The organism is Jutongia sp. (assembly GCF_057878315.1).
The window spans coordinates 1-22,188 of the sequence record NZ_DBLXSO010000024.1; the positions used below are offsets into that span (position 1 = coordinate 1).

General features: G+C 47.8%; 17 protein-coding genes. 14 read left to right on the top strand and 3 right to left on the bottom strand.

Annotated elements, in window-relative coordinates; genetic code table 11:
- Nucleotides 1–315: 315 nt before the first annotated feature.
- The 5 genes from ACZLMD_RS07290 (at nt 316) to ACZLMD_RS07310 (ending at nt 5,814) form a co-directional block, all read left to right on the top strand.
- Entirely contained in the window at nt 316–504 is a 189-nt protein-coding gene (locus ACZLMD_RS07290) for a YjfB family protein (protein ID WP_482523631.1), read from the top strand.
- Between the two features lie 254 nt (nt 505–758).
- Entirely contained in the window at nt 759–1,907 is a 1,149-nt protein-coding gene (gene fucO, locus ACZLMD_RS07295) for a lactaldehyde reductase (RefSeq protein ID WP_484107653.1), read from the top strand.
- 258 nt (nt 1,908–2,165) lie between these two features.
- Nucleotides 2,166–3,554, top strand: coding sequence for a glycine--tRNA ligase (locus ACZLMD_RS07300; RefSeq protein ID WP_022304827.1), 1,389 nt, complete (start codon nt 2,166–2,168; stop codon nt 3,552–3,554).
- 266 nt (nt 3,555–3,820) lie between these two features.
- A complete protein-coding gene (locus tag ACZLMD_RS07305; RefSeq protein ID WP_482521744.1) occupies nt 3,821–4,786 on the top strand; it encodes a hypothetical protein in 966 nt (321 codons plus the stop codon).
- 137 nt (nt 4,787–4,923) lie between these two features.
- On the top strand, nt 4,924–5,814 hold the full coding sequence (locus ACZLMD_RS07310; RefSeq protein WP_489495452.1) for a C39 family peptidase: 891 nt from the start codon (nt 4,924–4,926) through the stop codon (nt 5,812–5,814).
- Between the two features lie 26 nt (nt 5,815–5,840).
- Here the strand turns inward: ACZLMD_RS07310 and ACZLMD_RS07315 are convergent, their stop codons facing one another.
- Complete coding sequence (locus ACZLMD_RS07315) at nt 5,841–6,263, bottom strand: putative ABC transporter permease (protein WP_022305363.1); 423 nt, start codon at nt 6,261–6,263, stop codon at nt 5,841–5,843.
- Nucleotides 6,264–6,478: 215 nt separating this feature from the next.
- On the opposite strand from ACZLMD_RS07315, the gene ACZLMD_RS07320 reads away from it, so the two are divergent.
- From ACZLMD_RS07320 to ACZLMD_RS07335, 4 genes are all read left to right on the top strand, one after another.
- Complete coding sequence (locus tag ACZLMD_RS07320; protein WP_158577103.1) at nt 6,479–7,654, top strand: serine hydrolase domain-containing protein; 1,176 nt, start codon at nt 6,479–6,481, stop codon at nt 7,652–7,654.
- 19 nt (nt 7,655–7,673) lie between these two features.
- Nucleotides 7,674–8,009: a hypothetical protein gene (locus tag ACZLMD_RS07325; protein ID WP_482523192.1), complete on the top strand. Its 336-nt coding sequence runs from the start codon at nt 7,674–7,676 to the stop codon at nt 8,007–8,009.
- A gap of 1 nt (nt 8,010) precedes the next feature.
- On the top strand, nt 8,011–8,769 hold the full coding sequence (locus ACZLMD_RS07330) for a lytic transglycosylase domain-containing protein (RefSeq protein ID WP_482523191.1): 759 nt from the start codon (nt 8,011–8,013) through the stop codon (nt 8,767–8,769).
- A gap of 81 nt (nt 8,770–8,850) precedes the next feature.
- Nucleotides 8,851–9,492, top strand: a complete 642-nt coding sequence (locus tag ACZLMD_RS07335; protein WP_482523190.1) for an HAD family hydrolase — start codon at nt 8,851–8,853, stop codon at nt 9,490–9,492.
- On the opposite strand, the gene ACZLMD_RS07340 is transcribed toward ACZLMD_RS07335, so the two are convergent.
- The gene (locus tag ACZLMD_RS07340) at nt 9,462–10,892 is read right to left on the bottom strand and encodes an RsmF rRNA methyltransferase first C-terminal domain-containing protein (RefSeq protein WP_489495454.1); all 1,431 of its coding nucleotides are present in this window, start codon (nt 10,890–10,892) and stop codon (nt 9,462–9,464) included. The two genes, ACZLMD_RS07335 and ACZLMD_RS07340, sit on opposite strands and share 31 nt — an antisense overlap.
- Nucleotides 10,893–10,910: 18 nt before the next feature.
- Nucleotides 10,911–11,549, bottom strand: a complete 639-nt coding sequence (locus ACZLMD_RS07345) for a DUF4867 family protein (RefSeq protein WP_022305356.1) — start codon at nt 11,547–11,549, stop codon at nt 10,911–10,913.
- A 198-nt stretch (nt 11,550–11,747) separates the two neighbouring features.
- Between ACZLMD_RS07345 and ACZLMD_RS07350 the strand changes: the two genes are divergently transcribed.
- The 5 genes from ACZLMD_RS07350 to ACZLMD_RS07370 all read left to right on the top strand — a co-directional run bounded on the left by ACZLMD_RS07350 (nt 11,748) and on the right by ACZLMD_RS07370 (nt 22,178).
- On the top strand, nt 11,748–12,542 hold the full coding sequence (locus tag ACZLMD_RS07350; RefSeq protein ID WP_489495456.1) for a nitrilase-related carbon-nitrogen hydrolase: 795 nt from the start codon (nt 11,748–11,750) through the stop codon (nt 12,540–12,542).
- Nucleotides 12,543–12,558: 16 nt separating this feature from the next.
- Nucleotides 12,559–14,682 (top strand): tetratricopeptide repeat protein, encoded by a 2,124-nt coding sequence (locus ACZLMD_RS07355; RefSeq protein ID WP_486818176.1) that lies wholly within the window; start codon nt 12,559–12,561, stop codon nt 14,680–14,682.
- A 1-nt stretch (nt 14,683) separates the two neighbouring features.
- Nucleotides 14,684–16,330 (top strand): putative manganese-dependent inorganic diphosphatase, encoded by a 1,647-nt coding sequence (locus ACZLMD_RS07360; RefSeq protein ID WP_118559204.1) that lies wholly within the window; start codon nt 14,684–14,686, stop codon nt 16,328–16,330.
- Nucleotides 16,331–16,551: 221 nt separating this feature from the next.
- Nucleotides 16,552–20,121: a metallophosphoesterase gene (locus ACZLMD_RS07365; RefSeq protein ID WP_484107645.1), complete on the top strand. Its 3,570-nt coding sequence runs from the start codon at nt 16,552–16,554 to the stop codon at nt 20,119–20,121.
- Between the two features lie 149 nt (nt 20,122–20,270).
- Nucleotides 20,271–22,178: a substrate-binding and GGDEF domain-containing protein gene (locus tag ACZLMD_RS07370; protein ID WP_489495457.1), complete on the top strand. Its 1,908-nt coding sequence runs from the start codon at nt 20,271–20,273 to the stop codon at nt 22,176–22,178.
- Nucleotides 22,179–22,188 lie beyond the last annotated feature (10 nt).

Here is a 22,188-nt window from a genome sequence, read left to right on the forward strand (position 1 = left end):
GCCGTCCGAAACAGCTGAGCCCACCTATGGGGCTCAGTCGTACGGATGCGTATTTATCAAAGCATTGCAAAGCAAAGTCTTTTCAGAAATCCTACTGATCTGCGTCAATTTTTTAGTCACAGCTCACGGATAAATATGTTTTTCGAGGCAAAATGTCTCATTGATTTTTAGGACATAAGAAATATTATGGGCGGATTTCCATCCTTGATATGGGAAGTCTTAGAGAATAAACAAAACGGTAAGAATTTCTTGCTATTTGGCGGTGTCCCTGTTATGATAAGCTTATAAGAAATCGGATAGATGGAGGTGATCCCGATGGATATGATAGGAAGTATTGCGGACCTTTCGGTGGCGATGGCGCAGAACCGGCTGGTATCGAATGTCAGTACGGCGATATTAGATAAGACGATGGATACGTGGAAGGAGCAGGGAGACGAGATGGTCAAGATGATGGAGTCTTCGGTGCAGCCGTATCTCGGACAGAATATCAATACATACATATAAACAATCAGGTGCAGATCATTGATCGGCACCTGTTTTGGTTAAGAATCAAAGAGCAAAGAACTGTTTTAAGCTTTTCTAAAACAAGTATAAAATATGTGCAAATTTTGTGAAAATTCAGAAAAAGACTTCCATTTTTTGTGAAAGTTTACTATAATAATGTGTATGAGAGGTATGGAACTGTAGGACGGCAGATACATACCATAGGAGCTTGAATATCTGCTGACACAATCTAAAAGAAAAGGGAGAGTATTATTATGGTAAACAGATTTGTATTGAACGAGACATCTTATCATGGAGCAGGAGCGATCAAGAGCATCGCAGACGAGGCAAAGGGACGTGCTTTCAAGAAAGCATTTGTATGTTCTGATCCGGATCTTGTAAAGTTCGGTGTGACACAGAAGGTTCTGGATGTGCTTGAAGGCGCAGGACTTGCTTATGAGTTGTATTCCAATATCAAGCCAAACCCAACGATCGAGAATGTACAGACAGGTGTTGCGGCTTGCAAGGCTGCAGGCGCTGATTACATTATCGCGATCGGTGGTGGATCTTCTATGGATACCGCCAAGGGCGTTGGTATCATTATGGAGAATCCGGATTTTGCCGATGTGCGCAGCCTGGAGGGCGTTGCCGATACAAAGCATAAGAGTATGCCGATCTTTGCAGTGCCTACGACAGCAGGTACCGCAGCAGAGGTTACGATCAACTACGTTATCACGGATGTAGAGAAGAATCGTAAGATGGTCTGCGTAGATCCTCATGATATTCCGGTCGTTGCATTTATTGATCCGGAGATGATGGCAAGTATGCCGAAGGGACTGACTGCTGCAACCGGTATGGATGCACTGACACATGCGATTGAGGGTTATATTACCGCAGGCGCATGGGAGCTTTCCGATATGTTCCATCTGAAAGCAATCGAAATTATTTCACGTTCCTTAAGAGGCGCGGTTGACAATACACCGGAAGGCAGAGAGGGTATGGCATTAGGTCAGTATGTTGCAGGTATGGGCTTCTCCAACGTTGGTCTTGGTATCGTTCATTCCATGGCACATCCTCTTGGTGCTCTTTATGATACACCACACGGTGTGGCAAATGCGATCATCCTGCCAACCGTTATGGAGTACAATGCAGATGCTACCGGTGACAAGTACAAGTACATCGCACAGGCAATGGGCGTAGAAGGAACAGAGAACATGTCTCAGGAAGAGTACCGCAAGGCTGCCATTGATGCAGTTCGTAAGCTGTCTCAGGATGTTGGAATCCCTGCAGATCTCAAGGAGATCGTGAAGAAGGAGGATATTCCGTTCCTTGCACAGTCTGCTTACGACGATGCCTGCCGTCCGGGCAATCCAAAGGAGACATCCGTTGAAGATATCACAGCTTTGTATGAGAGCCTGATCTAATCAATTTACGTAGATATTATTACCTAATTATAATAGAAGACACCCGGAGATCCAATGAAGAAGATTTCCGGGCGTCTTTTTATTGTTATCGTCAGGAAATGACAGGATTTTAGAAAATAGCAAATTGTTTCGCAGGGACATGGTTCCCTACAGAAAACAGCCGTACACTCGGGCGGTATACTTGCATTCTGGTTAAGATAATGGTATATTTAGAAACAGTTTAATAGTAGGAACACACCTATGGAATGGAGGATAATCATGGAAAAAACAATGGAGAAGATTCAGGCAGTCGCAAAGGCAAGAGGTTTTATTTATCCTGGATCTGAGATTTACGGCGGACTTGCGAATACATGGGATTATGGTAATCTCGGTGTGGAATTGAAGAATAATGTGAAACAGGCATGGTGGCAGAAGTTTATTCGTGAGAGCCAGTACAATGTCGGTATTGACTGTGCAATTCTTATGAACCCACAGACATGGGTCGCATCCGGTCATCTTGGAAGCTTTTCCGATCCATTGATGGATTGTAAGGAATGTCATGAGCGTTTTCGTGCTGATCAGCTGATCGAGAAGTTTGCTGAGGAGAACAGCATCGAGCTTGACGGCAGCGTGGATGGATGGAGCAATGAAAAGATGCAGGACTTCATTGCGGAACACAGCGTGCCATGTCCAACCTGTGGAAAGCACAATTTTACAGATATTCGTCAGTTCAATCTGATGTTTAAGACATTCCAGGGTGTTACAGAGGATGCTAAGAATACCGTATATCTTCGTCCGGAGACAGCACAGGGTATTTTCGTCAACTTTAAGAACGTGCAGAGAACATCCAGAAAGAAGATCCCGTTTGGTATCGGACAGATTGGTAAGTCTTTCCGTAACGAGATCACACCGGGTAACTTCACATTCCGTACCCGTGAGTTTGAGCAGATGGAGTTAGAGTTCTTCTGTGAGCCGGACACCGATCTTGAGTGGTTCGCATACTGGAAGGATTTCTGTATCAACTGGCTGCAGACGCTTGGCATTAAGCCGGAAGAGATGCGTGTTCGTGACCATGACAAGGAGGAGCTTTCCTTCTATAGTAAGGCAACATCTGATATCGAGTTCCTGTTCCCATTTGGCTGGGGCGAGCTTTGGGGTATTGCAGACCGTACCAATTACGATCTGAGCCGCCATGCGGAGACCTCCGGTGAGGATATGAGCTACTTCGACGATGCCAAGAATGAGAAATATATCCCATATGTTATCGAGCCTTCGCTGGGTGCTGACCGTGTGACACTGGCATTTCTGTGCAGTGCATATGATGAAGAAGAGCTTGAGGGCGGCGATGTTCGTACCGTAATGCATTTCCATCCTGCAATTGCACCGGTTAAGATTGGTGTGCTTCCATTATCCAAGAAGCTCGGCGAGCAGGCAGGCAAGATTTACGAGACATTGTCTAAGCTGTACAACTGTGAATACGATGACAGAGGTAACATCGGTAAGCGTTACCGTCGTCAGGATGAGATTGGTACTCCTTACTGTATCACATATGACTTTGATTCTGAGGAGGATGGTGCTGTAACAGTACGTGACCGTGATACCATGGAGCAGGAACGTATCAAGATTGAGGATCTTCCAAAGTACTTCGAGGGCAAGTTCAGTTTCTAATAAAGCGTATGTGATGTACGAAATAGACCGGAAATAATGTGTGGCGAAAATGTGTCATGAAAATGAGCATTTCTCACAATAGAAAAGAAATAGTAATTTTGTTTGTTCGACAAAATTACTATTTTTTTTGACAATCTATAAAATGTGACGGAAATATAATAAAAAGTTAAGAATCTTTTGTGCATTGTGTCTATTGAATTGTAAGGAGTGCCATGCTAAAATTCCGCATGTATCAAGAAATCCACTAATATAAGGGGGAAATAATCATGAAGACTTCTATGAAGAAAGTACTTTCATTGGCTCTGGCTGGAGCACTTGCACTTACAAGTGTATTCTCTGTAAATGCAGTTGATGCTTCCAATGCTAAGAAGGCAGCCGCTGTTAAGACAGCAAAGCTTTCTATCGTTGCTGCAAAGGATAAGGCAGTTAACGCTTCTACAACAGTAACAGGTGTTGCAGTTTCTACAAAGGGTGCACTTGCCTGCAAGTATGACGCAAAGCTTGCTACAAGCATTGCTTCTGCATCTGCAGTTGTTGTATCCGGCGATGCAATCAAGGTAACAGTTACCGCTACAAAGGGTGCTGTAGCTTGTACAGATGCTGCTGTCAGCGTATTATCCGCTAACACAGAGATCGCTAAGGTTCTTGTAACGATTAAGGGTGCTGCTACAACAAAGGCAACAAAGTCTATCAAGTTCAAGAAGAACAAAGTAGTAGTTGCTGCCGGTAAGAGCACAAAGGTTGCTTACACAGTTAAGAAGGCAGCTACAGCTGATGCTGCTAAGAAGGTGACTGTTAAGTCTGCTAACAAGAAGATCGCTAAGGCTACTCTTGTAAAGGGTCAGAAGAAAGTTAAGATCGCTGTACCTAAGAAGGCTAAGGCAGGTACATCTACAAAGGTAACACTTAAGTCTGGTTCTAAGAAGGCTGTTCTTAAGGTATTCGTTAAGAATCCTGCAAAGAAGGTTAAGGCTAAGAAGGCTACTGTAGTAGTTAAGAAGAACAAGACAAAGAAGATCACTGTAGCAGTTAAGGCTAAGAACAACAAGAAGGCTACAACAGACGCAATCAAGGTTAAGTCCTCTAACAAGAAGGCTGTAAAGGTTAAGTCTGCAGTTGCTAAGAAGGGCAAAGTTGTTATCACTGTTAAGGCTGCAAAGAAGGCTGGAAAGAGCAAGCTGACTGTTAAGGTTGGTGCTAAGAAGGCTACTGTAAATGTAAAGGTTAAATAATTTTACATTCCTTATGTGACTTTGACTTGAGGGTGTCGCACTGGTGACAGTGCGGCACCTTTTTCGTGGTATAGGAAAATGCTCGTAACGTACGTGGAAGCCAACGAAAATTAATTTGGTACGAAAAGAGGAAATATATGCGTGGTACGAAAAAGAAAAGAAAATGGAGTCGCAAGAAGTGCCGTTTACTGCTGATGTGGTCAAGTGTCATATTCGTTGCGGCGGCATTGCTGCTTTCAACGATCTGGAGTCATAATTACCGGATGCGCAGGAACAATACTGTGGCGAAGAACGATCCTGTCAGGAAAGCAGAGACTACAAAGGTGCCGAATAAGACAGCAGAGCCGATGGAAAGTCCGACGCCTTCCATGAAACAGACGGAAAAGCCGGATGAAACGAAGAAACTGTACACGTATCTTCAGGGACCAAAGTCCTGGAAGCGGGGCATTGACTGGTCCGGTGAATGGGGAGAGCAGTATATGGATGGAGGCTCGTTTGGCGGCTTTGGCTGCGGTCTGTGCTGTATGGCAAATGTGTATTCGTCATTGACAGAGTATCAGTGTTCTCCGGTGGATATGTATCGTTTTGCCAAGAAGCATACCGGCTATGGCGGTGGCATGGCAATTGACTGGGGATATATGCGAAGAAGCCTTACCAGGCTGGGATTTCAGTGTCATGTCGAGCATAAGCAGGAGACATACCGACAGTTTCGACAGAATATCAGCGATGCCAAATGTGCGATTGTTCTCGTCTCCAGTAGCAACTCTACGGTTCACTGGAAGAATACACCGGGGCATTATGTGACGATCTTTGCTTATGATAAAAAGCATGACCGGGTTTTTCTGGCGGATTCCGGAGATCCGGATCACAACAGGAAGTGGATCTCGCTGAAAAAGATTTATCGTTCTCTGAAAACGGCAAGCAACTGGCAGTACCTTTTGGTTGAGGGTTATCAGAAATCGAAGGATATCTGGAAGCATAAGACGGCATCCGGAGTATGGAACCGGCCGGCATATCTGCAGAAATAATCGTGCACAGTGCTGTGCCCGGCTGGTCAAAGAATGTGATAATGCGGTAACGGCATGTTGAGCAGAATATGCCGCAGAAAGTCAAACAACAGGATGGAAGGACCGGACAGGAGAAACCAGAGCGTGCTGTTCAGCAGACAGATCTGCCCTTGTATATTGTATGGGCGTCCGGTGTAATCCCAGACGTTTAAATGGAGCTGGTGATTGACAAGAAGTCCTACCAGATATTCGATAGTTGTGATCATCAGACCACAAAGAAGCATTTGCAGCAGAAGGGAAAATCTGGCATGGAACAGAGCTTCCACCGCACCGATCAGCAGAAAGCAGATGCCGGCAGTGAAAAACATGGAAATATGCGTGTATCCCCGGTAGAGAATTTCGATTCCACAGTAAAGAAAGCCCCCTGTGAAAAATATAATGGAATATGCCTGTATTGGAGTAAGTGCCATAGAAATACCATGCCTTTCTGATTCATATTACGTGCCTTTAGTATGATTATTTTTTTGCTTGTTTATACCTGTGTATTGATGAATAGGGCTGGAATATGTTACACTAATAAGAGTGATCAAAACGGGAATAAATTTTTGCATATGGAATTTATTCTTCGGCATACCTGACACAGATCCGGTATGTGCGCAAAATATGTTTAGAAATGAGGAATGATATGAATTACGATATTTTAAATAAAGCGGACAAGGTCATCTGCGAGCGGATTGAAAAGGATGAGATCAAGGGAGCGAGTCTCTGTGTGATCCATAAAGGAGATACCGTATATTTCCGTTCCTTTGGTATGGCAGATGTGGCAAGAGACATTCCGATGACGAAGGATTCTATCTTCCGTTGTTATTCCATGACAAAGCCGGTTACGGCAGCGGCAGTGATGACCGTGGTAGAGAAGGGGCTTCTTTCCCTGAGCGATACGGTGGATATGTATCTTCCGGGGTTTCAGGATCAGAAGGTGTTAAAGGACGGCGAGCTTGTGCCGGTGCAGCAGAAGGTGACGATCCAGCATTTGTTGAATATGACAGCCGGTGTGACATATCCGGATGCCAGTTTTCCGGCGGGAACTTATATGCAGAATATGATCGACAAGTATTATGCAGATCTTGAGGCGGGCAAGCCGACGAGTACATACGATCTTGCTAATCTGATCGGACAGCAGCCGCTGGAATTTGAGCCGGGAGAGGGCTGGCGTTATTCCTTCTGTGCGGATGTGCTTGGTGCTGTGATCGAAGTGGTGACGGGTAAGACATATGGTGAATATTTAAAAGAGACAATCTTTGAGCCGCTCGGAATGGTGGATACCGACTTTTATGTGCCGGAGGACAAGCTGGACCGTTTTATGGAGAATTACGAGTTTAAGCCGGAGACAGGAACGCTGGAACCATGTACATGGCAGCATCTTGGACTTTCCTATATGCACAAAAAGAAACCGGCATTTGAGTCCGGTGGAGCGGGACTTGTATCCACGGTGGGTGATTACTCCAGGTTTGTCCGGATGATGATGCACGACGGATGCTATGGTGGTGTCCGTATTTTGGGGCGCAAGTCGATCGAGCATATGCATATCAACCAGCTGACACCGCAGCAGATGAAGATGTATGACTGGGAGGCACTCAGAGGCTACGGCTATGGTGATCTGATGCGCCATATGATTGATGTTCCGGCATCCTACGGACTTGGCTCAGAGGGAGAGTTTGGATGGGATGGATGGCTCGGCTCTTATGTGGCGATGGATCCGGCGGAGGATCTTGCGATCATTTATGTGATCCAGAAGTGTGGCGGTAACGGATACCGTGATGTGCAGCTTCTGCGCAACATTATTTACAGCGCACTGTAGGCAGGAGAGAGGTGGCGTCATGAAGATCATAGAGGGAAAGCAGGCTGTCGTGAAACAGATTGAGACAAAGACTGCCGTACAGAATCATGCAGCGCAGGCAGTGTGTCGCGATGTTCTGGCACCGGAGTATCAGACGCTGCATTATCATGGCGTGAAACAGGAGAAGGGAAAGTCTCTTGCGTTTCAAAAGCAGGTGATACCGGCTGAAGTGTACGCAGCAGACGAAGGGAGAAACGGAGTCATCGGAGCAGATATCGTGACGCCGGTGTTTGCGGAAGAAACACTCGGACAGTTGGATCATGAGACGACATTGAAGGAGCTGTTTGCGGGGGCAGGCAGTCGGAGAGAGGGATGAAATGGTAGATCATATTGTCAGGCTGGATATTAAGCCGTTAATGACATATAACGATGGTAAGAAGCGTAAAACCACACTGACATCTTTCGAAAAGGTGTTAGCGCATAAAGAGAACGGCATTGTCAATGAGGAGGATATCAAGACTCAGGCAAAGGCAGACCGCAGGAAGCTGCAGAGCACGACGGACCGTAAAGCGGGACAGGCAGTAGAGACCAGGACAGCGAAGACATTATATGCTGATCCGGTGACAGGACGGGCTGTGACTTATGAGGATGTTGCGGATACCAAGAAGAGTCAGGCGGATAAGGCATCGGGAACCGGGAGAGTGTCGGCGCAGAGTAAGACAACCACAGCGGACTCCATGAAAACAACAAAATACGATTCATATTTTAAGAAGGCAGCCGCCAAATACGGAGTATCCGAGAGTCTGCTCAAGGCAATCGCAAAGGCAGAATCTAATTTCAATGCAAAGAGCGTTTCCGGTGCAGGAGCGATGGGCGTCATGCAGCTGATGCCGGATACCGCAAAGGGACTTGGTGTGACTGATCCTTATGATCCGGAACAGAATATTATGGGCGGAGCAAAATGTATTTCGCAGAAGCTCAAGGAGTTTAACGGGAACGAGAGAATGGCTCTGGCAGCCTATAATGCCGGAAGCGGCGCAGTCAGAAGATATGGTGGCATACCGTCCTACTGCAAATCATATGTTAATAAAGTACAAAGCTACAAGAAGGCATATGAAACCGCAGATGCTGTATGATATTGAAATGTTATGGATTCGGTTATGCGGACTTCCTAAGCGGAAATCTGTATAGCCGAAATTTATTAAAGGGGCGTATTTATGATCACAAAGAAATATATTGTCTGGGACTGGAACGGAACAATCATTGACGATGTCGGGATCGCGCTGGATGCCGTGAATGATATGCTCAGAGAGAAGAAGCGGCCGGAAATCACACTGGAGCAGTATCGTCAGGCGATGGATACGCCGATTCTTCGTTTTTATGAACGGTTTTTTGATATGGAAGAGACCGATTTTGACTGGATCGCAGAGAGGTTTCAGGAATATTATGAGGCGCATAAGCGGGAGCTTTCTCTGCATGAGGGAGTGGAGGATCTGCTTCACCGATTTGAACAGGAAGGGTGTCATCAGATTATTTTGTCCTCCTCTGCAACAAGGATCATAGAACAGCATGTCAAGAGATTTGGACTGACGCATTACTTTGATGCAGTGCTTGGAGCCAATGATCTGCTGGCAGCAGGGAAGATTGAGCGGGCGGTCGACTATTTCACACAACAAAAAATACCAAGAGATGAGACGGTCATGATCGGAGACTGTGTTCATGACTATGAGGTGTCTCATACACTTGGTATCGATTGTGTGCTGATGAGTGGTGGCCATCAGGATCTTGCAAGTCTGAAAGCCTGTGGATGTCCGGTGCTGTCCGGATATCAGCCCATGATCCGAAGCCCCTTCGGATAGTGGTTTTTCAGCATACCGTTCTGTGCCTTGCCCCAGCCGAGGGTACAGTTGTCAACGGTGACAAGAACCCAGCCCTTGAAGGACGGATCACAGGCGATTGTTTCGCCGTGAAGATAACGGTTGGCATCTTCATAGCTGCAGGAAAGGCTCTGACATGCCTGTGACGGCTTCAATGCTTTTGCCAGTGCGTGTGCAGGTTCAAACCGGTTCTTTTTGAGTGTACCAAGCTGAAGACCGCTTCTAAGCAGCTTCAAGCCGGCAAGCGAAGGCGCTGCGGCCGGCAGCAGATAAAGAGAATCGCCGAATAACTCCATTCTGCCATGTGCAAACACGGGATCATCCTGCAGAGGTGTCTGCAGGTATTTTTTTTCAAATTCTTTGTAATCGGTCAGATCGACCGCCTTATCGCGCTGTTTCTTTTTGGACTTCTTTGCGGAAACGGTCGGCAGGACTTCGCAGGCCGGCTGTGGTGTACCTGCTTTGACGAGACGTGCGGCAAAGTGTCCTTCTCCATGGAGCTTATGCGGCCAGAGACGCAGAACGCGGGATGAGATCTCGTCGGGGTATGCGGCAATGCCGCAGGAAAGGCCACCGTGATCCGGAAGGTCTGCTACGCGTTGTCCAAGAGCAGTGTCGTGCCAGTCGGTCAGAGTATAATCCGGATGTGTCTCTAAAAACCACTGGATCATGGCTTCATCCTCGTCCGGTGCAAAGGTGCACGTTGAATAGACGAGAACGCCGCCGGGCTGCAGCATCTGGTCTGCCTGCGTAAGGATCATCCGCTGACGGTCAGCACAGATCCCGACATTCTCAAGACTCCATTCACTGACGGCGGTATCATCCTTACGGAACATTCCTTCGCCGGAGCATGGGGCATCGACAACGATCCGGTGGAAGAACAGCGGAAAGTGAGTGGCAAGTCCTTCCGGGGATTCGTTGCAGACAAGTGCATTCGGGATTCCCATGCGTTCGATATTCTGTGAGAGAATGCGGGCGCGGTTCGGGAAAATCTCATTGGACACCAGCATGCCCTGCCCCTGAAGCAGAGCGGCAATATGAGTACTCTTGCCGCCGGGAGCAGCACACAGGTCACAGACAAGTTCGCCGGGCTGTGGATCTAACAGGCTCACCACAGACATGGCACTTGGCTCCTGAATATAGTAGGCACCGGCTTCGTGGAGCGGATGCCTTCCGGGACGCTCCTCCGGATCAAAATAATAGCCATCCTCCGCCCATGCAACCGGCTTTAATGAGAAGGGAAGCGTATCACAGCCTTGAAATGGATTACGCCGGAGCCCGTAAGCTCGCGGCGTATCATACGACTGTAGAAAATCTTCCCACTCTGCACCAAGGATCGGTTTTCTCTCACGGAGAAAATCAGGTGGTAAATTTCTAGACATATTTGACTCCTATCGTGATTAGATCAGATCGATGATATCGACATTCTCTCCGGTAATACCAACCTGAGCACCGTCAGCAGCCTCGGTTGAGTCAGGATGTGCGATGAGCCATTTGTTTCTTGCCCAGAGATACTTGTCGTTATCATTGACAACGGAGATCTCAGGAGCATCCTCGTTGGTTCCCTTCGGAAGAACGATAACAACACGGAAGCCCTCGCCCTTCCTGGCACTGCAAGGTGCATAGTGAAGTGTGGTTGCGTAAAGCTCTACGCCGGTTCCCTTCGGACACAGGAATGCCTCCGTCTTAGAGGAATCAATCTTGCCGTCAATAATGTCCTGCTGTCTTGCAACAAGAAGGATTGCATCGTCAGCAGCAATATCGATCTCGCTGTCTCTGTGATACTCGAAACAGTTTAATTTCGTGTTGGTTCCGTTGCAGTAACCGATCTCGATCGGCATACCACCGTAGCAGTTATCGCGAAGCTGTGCGTAAGCAGGGGTATCCTCAAGCTCTGCGACCGATGGAACATATACAACACTGTCTGCCGGCTTCGGTGTATTGGCCTCCAGACGCTCCAGAAGCAGGGAGTAATCGTAACTGTCAACAACTCGTCCGTATGTACGGAATGCATCATCAAATACTGATTGGATCTTCATATTAGTGTCCTCCATTTCTATGCCTCAAAGGCAGTTATACATCGTAAGAACAGTATAGCATACTTTTGGAAAATGGGGAATGCTTCTGGCAGAAGTTTGGTATTGCCATATGGGTACGATAAATATATAATAAAGTAGAATATGTGAAAAAACTGATACTACAGCAGTAGAATGAATAGGGGGAGTGTGAAAACTCATATGAAAATTGCATTAGGACAATTAAATATGGCGTGGGAGGACAAAGAATTGTCCCTGCAAAAAGTACGGAAGCTGACGGCTCAGGCAGCAGCCGGTGAGGCAGATATGATCGTGTTTCCGGAAATGTCATTGACCGGCTTTTCGATGGATATTGACCGGATCGGAGAGGATCCGGATCAGCCGGAGTCGGTGGAACGGATGGGAAGGATCGCCGGAGAGTATCATATCGCCATCGGCTTTGGATGGGCGGCACTTCCGGAAGCCGGACAGACAAAGGGGACAAACCGGTTTACCGTACTGGACGCAGAGGGGAAGGTGCTTGGAGAGTACAGTAAGCTGCATCCGTTCCGGTATGGGGGCGAAGCTGATATTTATCAGGGTGGCGACCGTCTTGTTACTGTCCCGTTTATGGGACACACGATAGGTCTGTTTGTGTGTTATGATCTGCGGTTTCCGGAGATTTTTGAGCTGGTATCGGAGCAGGCGGATGTGATGCTTGTGATCGCGGACTGGCCGGCTTCGAGAGCGGATCACTGGCTGACACTGTTAAAGGCGCGGGCAATTGAGAATCAGTCTTACATGGCGGGGGTCAATTGCACCGGAAGCCTGAACGGGCTGGATTACAGCGGAGACAGTACGGTGTTTGATCCATTGGGGAATCTGCTTGGCACGCTGCATGGACAGGAGGGCATCGTAATCTGTGAGATCGGTCATGATGTACAGGTGCTGCGGCAGAAGTTTCAGATGAAACAGGACAGAAGAAACGAATTTTATATACAGGAATATCAAAAATAAGGAAGGTACATTAATTATGAGCAAATACGAAATGGCGGTAAGAGTTTCACAGGTGCAGAGTCTGGTTGAGGAAAGAAAGTACCGGAAGGCGGCGGCCGTTCTCTCGACGATCGATGTGCGTCAGGTTAAATCACAGACAGAGCTGCAGACCTTTGCGGAGGTTTATGTGAAGACAGAGCAGTTTGAGGCGGCGAAGGCAATTTATCTGCGTATTTATAAGCGCAATCACAATAAAAAGGTGCTGTATCGTCTGATCTATCTTGCAATCCGGACCAACAATCTGGATGAGGCGGAGCGTTTTTATGAGGAGTTTCAGGATCTGAACCACAGTGAGCAGGAGAGCCTTATTCTTCGCTACCGGATCGACAAGGCAAAGGGAGCACCGTTTAACCGCCTGATCGAAACACTGGAGCGGTTGAAGGAAGAGGATTATGTCGAGGAGTGGGCATATGAGCTTGCAAAGCTGTATCAGCGTGCCGGACGCGAGGAAGAGTGCCGCAGAGAGTGTGAGGACATCAAGCTCTGGTTTGGCGAGGGTGAGATCGTGGAGCGTGCACAGGCATTGCTTGATTATCTGGATGAGGATGAATCTATTTACTATGAAGATAGAGACTATACGGTAGCCCTTCCGGAGGAGCCGAACCCGGATGATACCGGTTCACTGCCGGATCTGGGACCGGAGCTTATGAAGCAGGAAATCGAGAAAATGAAAAAGAAAAAGAGAGAGGAAAGACTTCGCGAACTTCCGGAAGAGGAGCCGGAGGATGAAGAGTTTGTCGATGATTACGAGGATGAGGACGAAGAGGAAGAGCTTTTAGTTTCGCCGGAGGAAATCACCCAGAAGGCAAAGGGCGGTTTTCATCTGCTGCGTGGACTCTGGAAACGCGGCAGCAAGGACAAAGAGGAGGAAGAGGATGCTCAGGAAGCAACTTATCCGGAGGGGATGGAGCCTATAGAGGAAGATACTGCTCAGGTAATGCCGGAGGATGAGATGGCAGCTTCGGAGGAAGAGTCTGAAGCGGTTCAGACTGATGAGATGGATCAATGGAAGCCGGAGGAAAATAAGGAAGAGACGGAGGAGCAACAGAATACGGCTAAACCGATGAGCCGGGAGATGAAGAATACATTGGCGGCAGCCGTGGAAAATGTTCTGGCAGAGCAGGCGGCAGCGAGTGAAGAACCGGAGAAGCCTGAGAAACCGTCGCAGTCGGGTCTTGGCATCACGCAGGATCTGGCAAAGGAGATCACGGCAATCTTTGAGGCGGAGAAGAGAGAGCAGTTAAAGGAAAAGGCAGTGTCAGTCATGGATAATGCGACCGGAAAGATCAGCGATGTGCCGAACCTTGCTTCCGATGTACTGGGACGCATGACACAGGCGGTTCAGAGTAAGGTTGGGAAAACATATATTCCGATGGACATAGCGGAGCCACAGGAGGAAGCGGAAGAAGAGATGCAGACTCTGCAGGAAGAGCAGCCGGTATCATTGACGGAGGACGGCGAGATACAGCGTCCGGTCGGAATGGAGGAGATCATTGCATCCGGCGTGCTTCCGGTGAAGGAGGATGATGTTACGATGATAGAGCTGGACCAGATCATGCCGGAGCCGGATATTCCGGAGCTTCGTCAGGTGATGCCGGAGGACAGCCCGGAACTTGGCAATCTGCCGGAGCTGGAGGAGAGTGAGCTGCCAACGACAAGAGCACTGCATCATTCCTTCAATGATATTCTGACCCTGATCGCCGGAGAGCTGGAGCCGAAGCATTTTGTATTGATTGGTGAAGGTGAGGAGAAAATCCTTGGAATCACGAAAAAGATCGTTCGCGTGAATCACGACAAGGGCTTTTTGTCCACAAGCCAGATCGCAAGGATCAGTTCCACACAGTTAAATCAGATGGATCTGCTGCGTGTCTGCAACCAGATCAAGGGTAACTGTCTGCTGATTGACAATGCATCAGAGCTTGCATTTACGACGATCACAAAGATATTTGCCGTGATGGATGCATTCCGCGGTGACTTTATTGTAGTGCTGGCGGATGACGGTAATACACTGGATGAGCTTTTCCGTGTAGCACCGGCACTGGCAAGACGATTTGAGTATGTAATTGATATCGCACAGTATAGTGAGGAGGATTATCAGTAGAATGGCAGGAGAAGAAATACATGTAATCGGTCATATTAATCCGGATACGGATTCCGTCTGCTCGGCGATCGCATATGCCGATCTGAAGCGGCAGGTGACAGGTCGGTCTTATATTGCAAAGAGAGCAGGGCAGATCAACGCAGAGACGCGCTTTGTGCTGCAGAAGTTTCATGTGCCGGAGCCGGACTATTTAAGTGATGTCCGGACACAGGTTTTTGATATTGATGTGGTACAGGTGCCGGGAGTTGGCAGCGATATTTCCCTGAAAAAGGCATGGGAGATCATGAAGGAAGGTACACTGGCGACGCTGCCGGTCGTACAGCAGGACGGCATGCTTGAAGGTCTGATTACGATCGAGGATATCGCGAAATCCTACATGGATGTGTATGACAGCCGCGTTATCGCAAAGGCACAGACGCCGTTTCGTAATCTGATCGAGACTCTGGAGGGCGAGATGATCGCGGGGGATCCGGATGAGATCATTTCCTCCGGTAAATGTCTGATCGCCGCAGCAAATCCGGATCTGATGGAAAATTATATCGAGAAGGACGATATTGTGATACTGGGTAACCGCTACGAATCACAGCTTTGTGCGATCGAAATGGATGCCAAATGTATTATTGTCTGCGATGGTGCGCTCGTATCCTTTACGATCAAGAAGCTGGCAGAGAGCAAGGGCTGCTTCATTATTAAGACACCGTATGATACTTATACCGCAACGCGTCTGGTCAATCAGAGTATGCCGATCCGTTATTTTATGAAGGCAAAGGATCTGATCACATTCCGGCGCAACGATTACATTGATGATATCCGAGAGACAATGGCACAGAAGAGATACCGTGATTTTCCGATCATGGATCTGAATGGCAGATATTATGGCATGATCTCCAGACGAAGCCTGTTGGGTGCCCGCAAGAAACAGCTTGTGCTTGTGGATCATAACGAGATTGCCCAGGCAGTGGACGGTCTGGATGAAGCAGAGGTGCTGGAGATCATCGATCATCACCGTATCGGTGGGCTGGAGACGATGAATCCGGTATATTTCCGTAACCAGCCGCTCGGCTGTACGGCGACGATCGTTTATCAGCTTTATCGGGAGCAGAATGCTACGATCGACAAGCAGATCGCAGGTCTCCTCTGCTCGGCAATCTTATCGGACACATTGATCCTTCGTTCGCCGACCTGCACGGAGACGGACAAGAAGGCAGCCTACGCACTCGCGGAGATTGCAGGGATCGATCCGGAGAAATATGCCGAGGAAATGTTTGCGGCAGGCAGCAATTTGTCATCGCGCACGCCGGAGGAGATATTCTATCAGGATTTCAAGAAATTCGTGGTGGACGAGGTTTCCTTCGGAGTAGGACAGATCAACTCCATGACGCAGAAGGATCTGGACGATGTGAGGGCGCGACTGATTCCGTATATGGAGAAGGCACTCACTTCGCATGCGATTCCGATGCTGTTCTTTATGCTGACCAATATTCCGCAGGGAACGACCGAGCTCTTGTGTGCCGGCAACGGAGCCCAGGAGCTTGCCAGAAAGGCATTTCATCTTTCCGGGGATGAGGATGCGATCATTCTGAAGAATACCGTATCCCGTAAAAAGCAGCTGATCCCGGCACTGATGCAGGCGATTCAGCAGGGATAGCAAATATGATGCAAAGGGCAAAAAGTCTTTTGCATCCAACATCATAAATATAAGAAAATTGACAGAAATTTGACATAAAATGGAAATAAACTAATGCTAAAATATGACTGCCGGATTGCGGAAATTGCATGGCGGTGGAGCAATCCGTGACATCATTTTTAGGGGACAAAGACATTTTGATCCCAATATTATTACATCGCAAAAGGGGGAAAGAACGCGATATGCAGCTAAGGGGAAAATCAGAACACAGAAGAGGGAACACCAAGACAAGGATCATGGCAGTCGTCATGGCTGTCGCAATGCTTTCGGTACAGCTGTTTAGTGCAGCACCGGTCAACAAGGCTTCTGCCGAGGGGGATACGGCAGACCTTCGTATTATGTTTACGACCGATCTGCACGGACAGGTTGTCGATGTGGACTATTCCAAGGGAACACTGTTTCCGAAGGGAGGTCTTTCCAAGGCGGCAACATTAATTAACCAAGCGAAGAGTGAGGTGCCGGATGGCAACACGCTCTTATTTGATCTGGGAGATGTCATGTATGACTACACGACAGATTATATTTATGAGCATGATCAGTCAGAGACACAGCCGATCTACAAGGCAATGGCATCGTTAAACTATGATGCGATCATTCTCGGCAATCATGACTATGAGTACACACTGCCATACATACAGAAGCAGTATGAGACAAGTGGTCTTAAGGACAAGGTCATCGCCTCTAATATTACAGATGCCGTGACCGGAAAGCATGTTTTCAATGAGAATAAGATCATTGAAAAGACATTAAAGACAAAGGCAGGAGCCAGTGTGACAGTCAAGGTCGGAGTGATCGGGGAGTCGATCCCGATACTTTCCAAGAAGCGTTGTGACTATACCGGTGTGTTAAATGGAGAGGATATGGTTGCCAATGTAAAGAAGGAGACCAAGATCTTAAAGGATGCCGGAGCAGATATCGTTGTGGTACTGGCGCATTCCGGCGTGGGAAGTGAGCAGCCGGCACTGATGGATGAGAATGTCGGATATGCACTGACACAGATCGATGGTGTGGATGCGGTGCTGTGTGGTCATAAGCATTCCAATTTCTGTGCGGATGGCACAACACATTATGATACTTATCCGGGGGTGGATACGAAGACAGGTCTGGTCAACGGCAAGAACCTTGTTATGGTCGCAAACAGCGGTCAGGGTATCGGAGTGATCGATCTCGGCGTATCAGCCGGCAAGAGAATCGTGACCAGAAAGTCACAGATCAAAAAGACACAGATCAATACGGGGATCAATCAGACGATCGCAGCATACATGGACAAGTGGGGCGCCGTTTTCGGGGCAGACAGCACAGAGATCCTGGCTGAGCTGAAATCTTCCGCAAGATGGCAGAACTACTTTGGCACGGTTGAGGACAGCAGTCCGATCCAGCTTCTCAATGATATGGCGATCTCTTATGGCCTGGAATATCAGAACAATGACAATACAGAATGCAAGGGACTTCCGGTTGTTGCCGCATCACGTTATTCAAGATACGGTGCGGGCAGTGGACTGGATTATTATGATATTAAGGACAATTTTACCAGTGCGGATCTTTATCAGCTGATGAACTACAGGATTCAGCTCTGGCGTTACAAGGTGACAGGGGCACAGCTTAAGGAATGGCTGGAGTGGGCAGCGAGTGCTTACGAAACAGCGGGGAGCAACGTTATCACGACCGGTTCTGCAATTTCAAGCCCGTCACCTTCGCCGGCAGCAACAGCGACACCGTCGGCGACTTCGGTAGCAGATCCATCCGGGCAGCCACAGGATTCTGTTCTGACACAGTCTGCCAATAAGGGGATTTCCCAGACGAGTGACCTGTTAGCCGGCATTATCAATTACAAAGGAAGCAAGCCGTTGCAGTATTCGCTGCAGGAGCTGTATCTGACAGATCTGAGCCGTTTCTATGTGATGGACGGTGTGGAATATACGATCGATACGAAAGTGGCACCGCGTTATAACTACGATGGCAAGAAGGTCAATGATACCAGACGTGTTACGAACATTACAAGAAACGGGCTGCCGGTAAAGGATACGGATGAGTTTCTTCTGATCGTCAACCGTCTCGATTCGACAAAGGTGCCGGAGCTGTTTACGACACAGGCAATGACCAAGCTCAGTGCCGCAGATACAAGAGCTTACTTTAAGAAGTATATGCAGAAGCAGTCCGAGTGCGGTACACTGGGTAATCTTGAGGATAACAACTGGGATGTGAAGTATTCCGGCCAATATAATTATGTATTAAAGACCGGTTCCGGTGCGAGTGATCTGATCGGGCAGAGATCATGGATCAAGGAGAAGCTCGATTCGTCGGAGGATTTTGACTATTACAGAGCGGAGCTGTCGAAGAAGAGCACACAGGATACCTCCGGTCCGGATCTGAACCTGGCAGCATTAAATGAGATAGAGACAAATCATCCGGTCCGCGTTGCCGTTCAGGCAACAGACCGCTCCGGTATTGCGTCCCTGACCTATCTGCAGGGCAAATACAACGATGCCTCTATCGCATGGAACAGCGCAAAGGCTGTTGAAAACGGGTATATTTCCTGTGATAAGAACAGCATTTATTCGGTTCGTGCTGTCGATGGCAACGGCAATACAACGATCCGTTATATCCGGATCAATAATATCAATGAGGGTGTTCTGGAAGCACCAAAGGTAGACACTTATACAAATCGTAAGGTTTATATCACAGGTACAGCCGAGCCGGTCACAACAATCTATTTTGAGTTGGAGGATTCCACCGTCTACAAGACAACCGTACCGGACAGTGGCGCATTTAAGTATGCTCTGCCACCGCAGAATGCCGGTAAGAAGGTATTTGTCTACGTCAAGGATGATGAGGGACGCTGCAGTGCAAGAACGGTTGTTACGGTAAAGAGAACCGGTCCGAATAAACCGGTTATGGATAAAATGACAACAGCGGTTCGCACGGTTTCCGGTGAGCTTAATGATAAGAATGTATATCCGGTATTTATTCTGGAGAGTAAGAAAACGGTATTTATGCAGGACGACGGAACGGAGGAGCTTTATAAGCAGTCAGATATTTACAACAAGGATTATAAAGTTGAGAAGCTGAATATGAACATTGCCGGTGATGGAAGCTATAATTTCCAGCTTCCGTATCTGCTTACGGCAAAGACAGAGTTCAAGATGCGTACGATCGATGTGGCAAACAGAGTCAGCATGGGAACGAAGCGTGTTGTAAAGCAGACAGTTCCTGCAAAGCCGACCATGCAGACGGTATCTAACAAGTCTACGATGGTCAAGGTATTTTCCGAGGAGAAATGTAAGAGTGCGACGATCACGGTAGGCAAGAAGACCTACACGATCAAGACGAAGAAATACATTTCTTCCAAGAAGATGTACCGCTACCAGAAGAAGATCAAGAAAACCAATTCCGGTGTCAAGGTCAATGCATATGTGACAAACAGCAAGGGTAACAGTCCGGTATTAAAGACAAAGAAAACAGAGGTCGTACCGGATACACCGAAGACAGATAAGATCAAAGCCGGAGCAAAGAAGATCACAGGTCATGTGGATGTCGTGGGCGATGGCAGTGAGAAGGACGGCGTTACCGTTGATAACACGAGGACGAGGGTATTTGTCATTGTCAACAAAAAGAAATATACCGCATCCATTGATTTCGAGGGTAATTATATCGTGAAGCTTAAGAGTAAGCTTTATTCCGGCAATAAGGTAACGGTTAAGGCGCGCAATAAAAAAGGAATGGGCATTGCAAAGAAATATACCGTCAAATAATCAGAGGTCATGTATTTAGCAAAGGTTTCTGCCACAGAAATGCGGCAGAAACCTTTTTGATTTTAACAAATGAATATGGTATAATCCAATTGATTATATCTGTTATTGAACAGAGTGTACGGAGAATTATTGTATAGTGAGGGGACGATATGGAACAAAAGGAAAAACTGATCGGGATCTTTGTGGCCAGAGCGTTCGAGGAAAACAATCTGAATTTTATTCATGCGCTGCATCGCATCGGAAAGAAGCAGGGGTATAAGCTGGTCATTTTTTCGCTGGATACCTGCGTTGAGAGAAATCTGAAAATGACATCGGCAGAGCTGGAATTTTGCGGACTTGCGGCATATCTGCCTCTGGAAGCCTATGTGATACTGGGAGAGACAATCAAGAACCGAGATATGATCGACTGTATAGCGGGGATCGCTGCAAGGCATAGTATTCCGTGCTTTTGCATGGATCGGGAGGCAGAGGGCTGTTATTTGATCTGCCACAATTATAATTCCGGGTTTGAGCAGATGGTACGCCATGTGATCGAGGAGCATGGTGTCAGACGTGTTAATATGCTGGCAGGCTTTGAGGACAACGAATTATCCGATGCCAGATTGCAGGTCTTTAAAAAGGTATTACAGGAGAATGGTATCCCTGTGGAGGAAGAGCGGATCGGATATGGTCAGTTCTGGGAGACACCGGCACAGCAGGAGATGGAGCGTTTCCTGCAATCGGAGCTTCCGATGCCGGAGGCAATCATCTGCGCGAATGATTCGATGGCACTTGTGGCGTGCAATGTGCTTGAAAAGGCAGGCTACCGGGTTCCGGAGGATGTGATCGTGACAGGATTCGACGGTATCAATGATGGTAAGTATTATCTGCCGACATTATCGACCTGTGTACCGGATTACGATGCGACGGCATGGTTTATTCTGGATAAGGTGCTGGAATGGCGGGAGAGCGGTCAGGTGCGGCCGGAAGCGTTTACCATTAATTATGTGGCAGAGAAGAATCAATCCTGCGGCTGTCAGCCCAAGGATAACGAGAACCGGAATGAGATCATTCGCAGACTGGCATCCTCTCTGGGAGACTGCGCATGGCATACGCATGCAATGAATGAGATGGTGACCGGTGCTTTACTGTTACAATCCATGGAGGAGCTGGCACTGATTCTTCCGAAGATAGAATATATTCCGAAGCAGTATTTCCGCTATGCGGCGGTGAAGCAGGAGCTATTTCGCGGGAGTACCGGAAAGGATGTGCAGGAAGCGATGGTTTCTCTGCTTTGTGGCGGGGGTGGCCGGTATTTTTCTTCCGGGGAAAGCTTTGCGGTGAAGGACTGGTACGTGTCGATCAGCATGCCGGATGACCGGTGGGAGATCATGCTTGTACGTCTGCTAAATGCCGGTAAGACGATCTATGGTTATACCGTGGACGGCTTTAAAGATATTGATCAGAGAGATATGCAGCGCTGTGACGAGTTCAGTATGTTTTTGTCGAACACGATCAATCTTGTATTACAGAACCAGCAGTTAAATATATTAAAGCATAATCTGATGCAGGCGAATAAGGAGCTTGCCAGTCTGTCAGAGTTAGATGCCATGACAGAGCTTTACAACCGCCGGGGCTTTTATAAGTATTTTGCCAGAATGGCGGCAGAGACATCGCGCAAATATGCTGTGCTTGTCTCTGTGGATATGAACCGGCTCAAGTATATCAATGATAATTATGGACATATCGAGGGAGACTTTGCGATCTGTACTCTGGCACATGCCGTACGCGAAATCTGCGGGGATGAGGCTGTCTGTGCCCGGTTTGGCGGAGACGAGTTTGACTGTATTATCTTTGCAGATGATATCACAGAGCTGACGGAGGAAGATCTTGGCTGCAGACTGCAGCAATGCATCGATGAAACGGAGGGTGTTTCGCAGAAGCCGTATCCGATCACAGCCAGCATCGGTGTGGTTGCCGAAGAGAGAACGGATGAGCTGGATGTGGAGCAGATGATCGGTAAGGCAGATACATTGATGTATTCGAACAAGCGTAAAGCCAAAGAAAACAGGAGTTGATACATCCGTA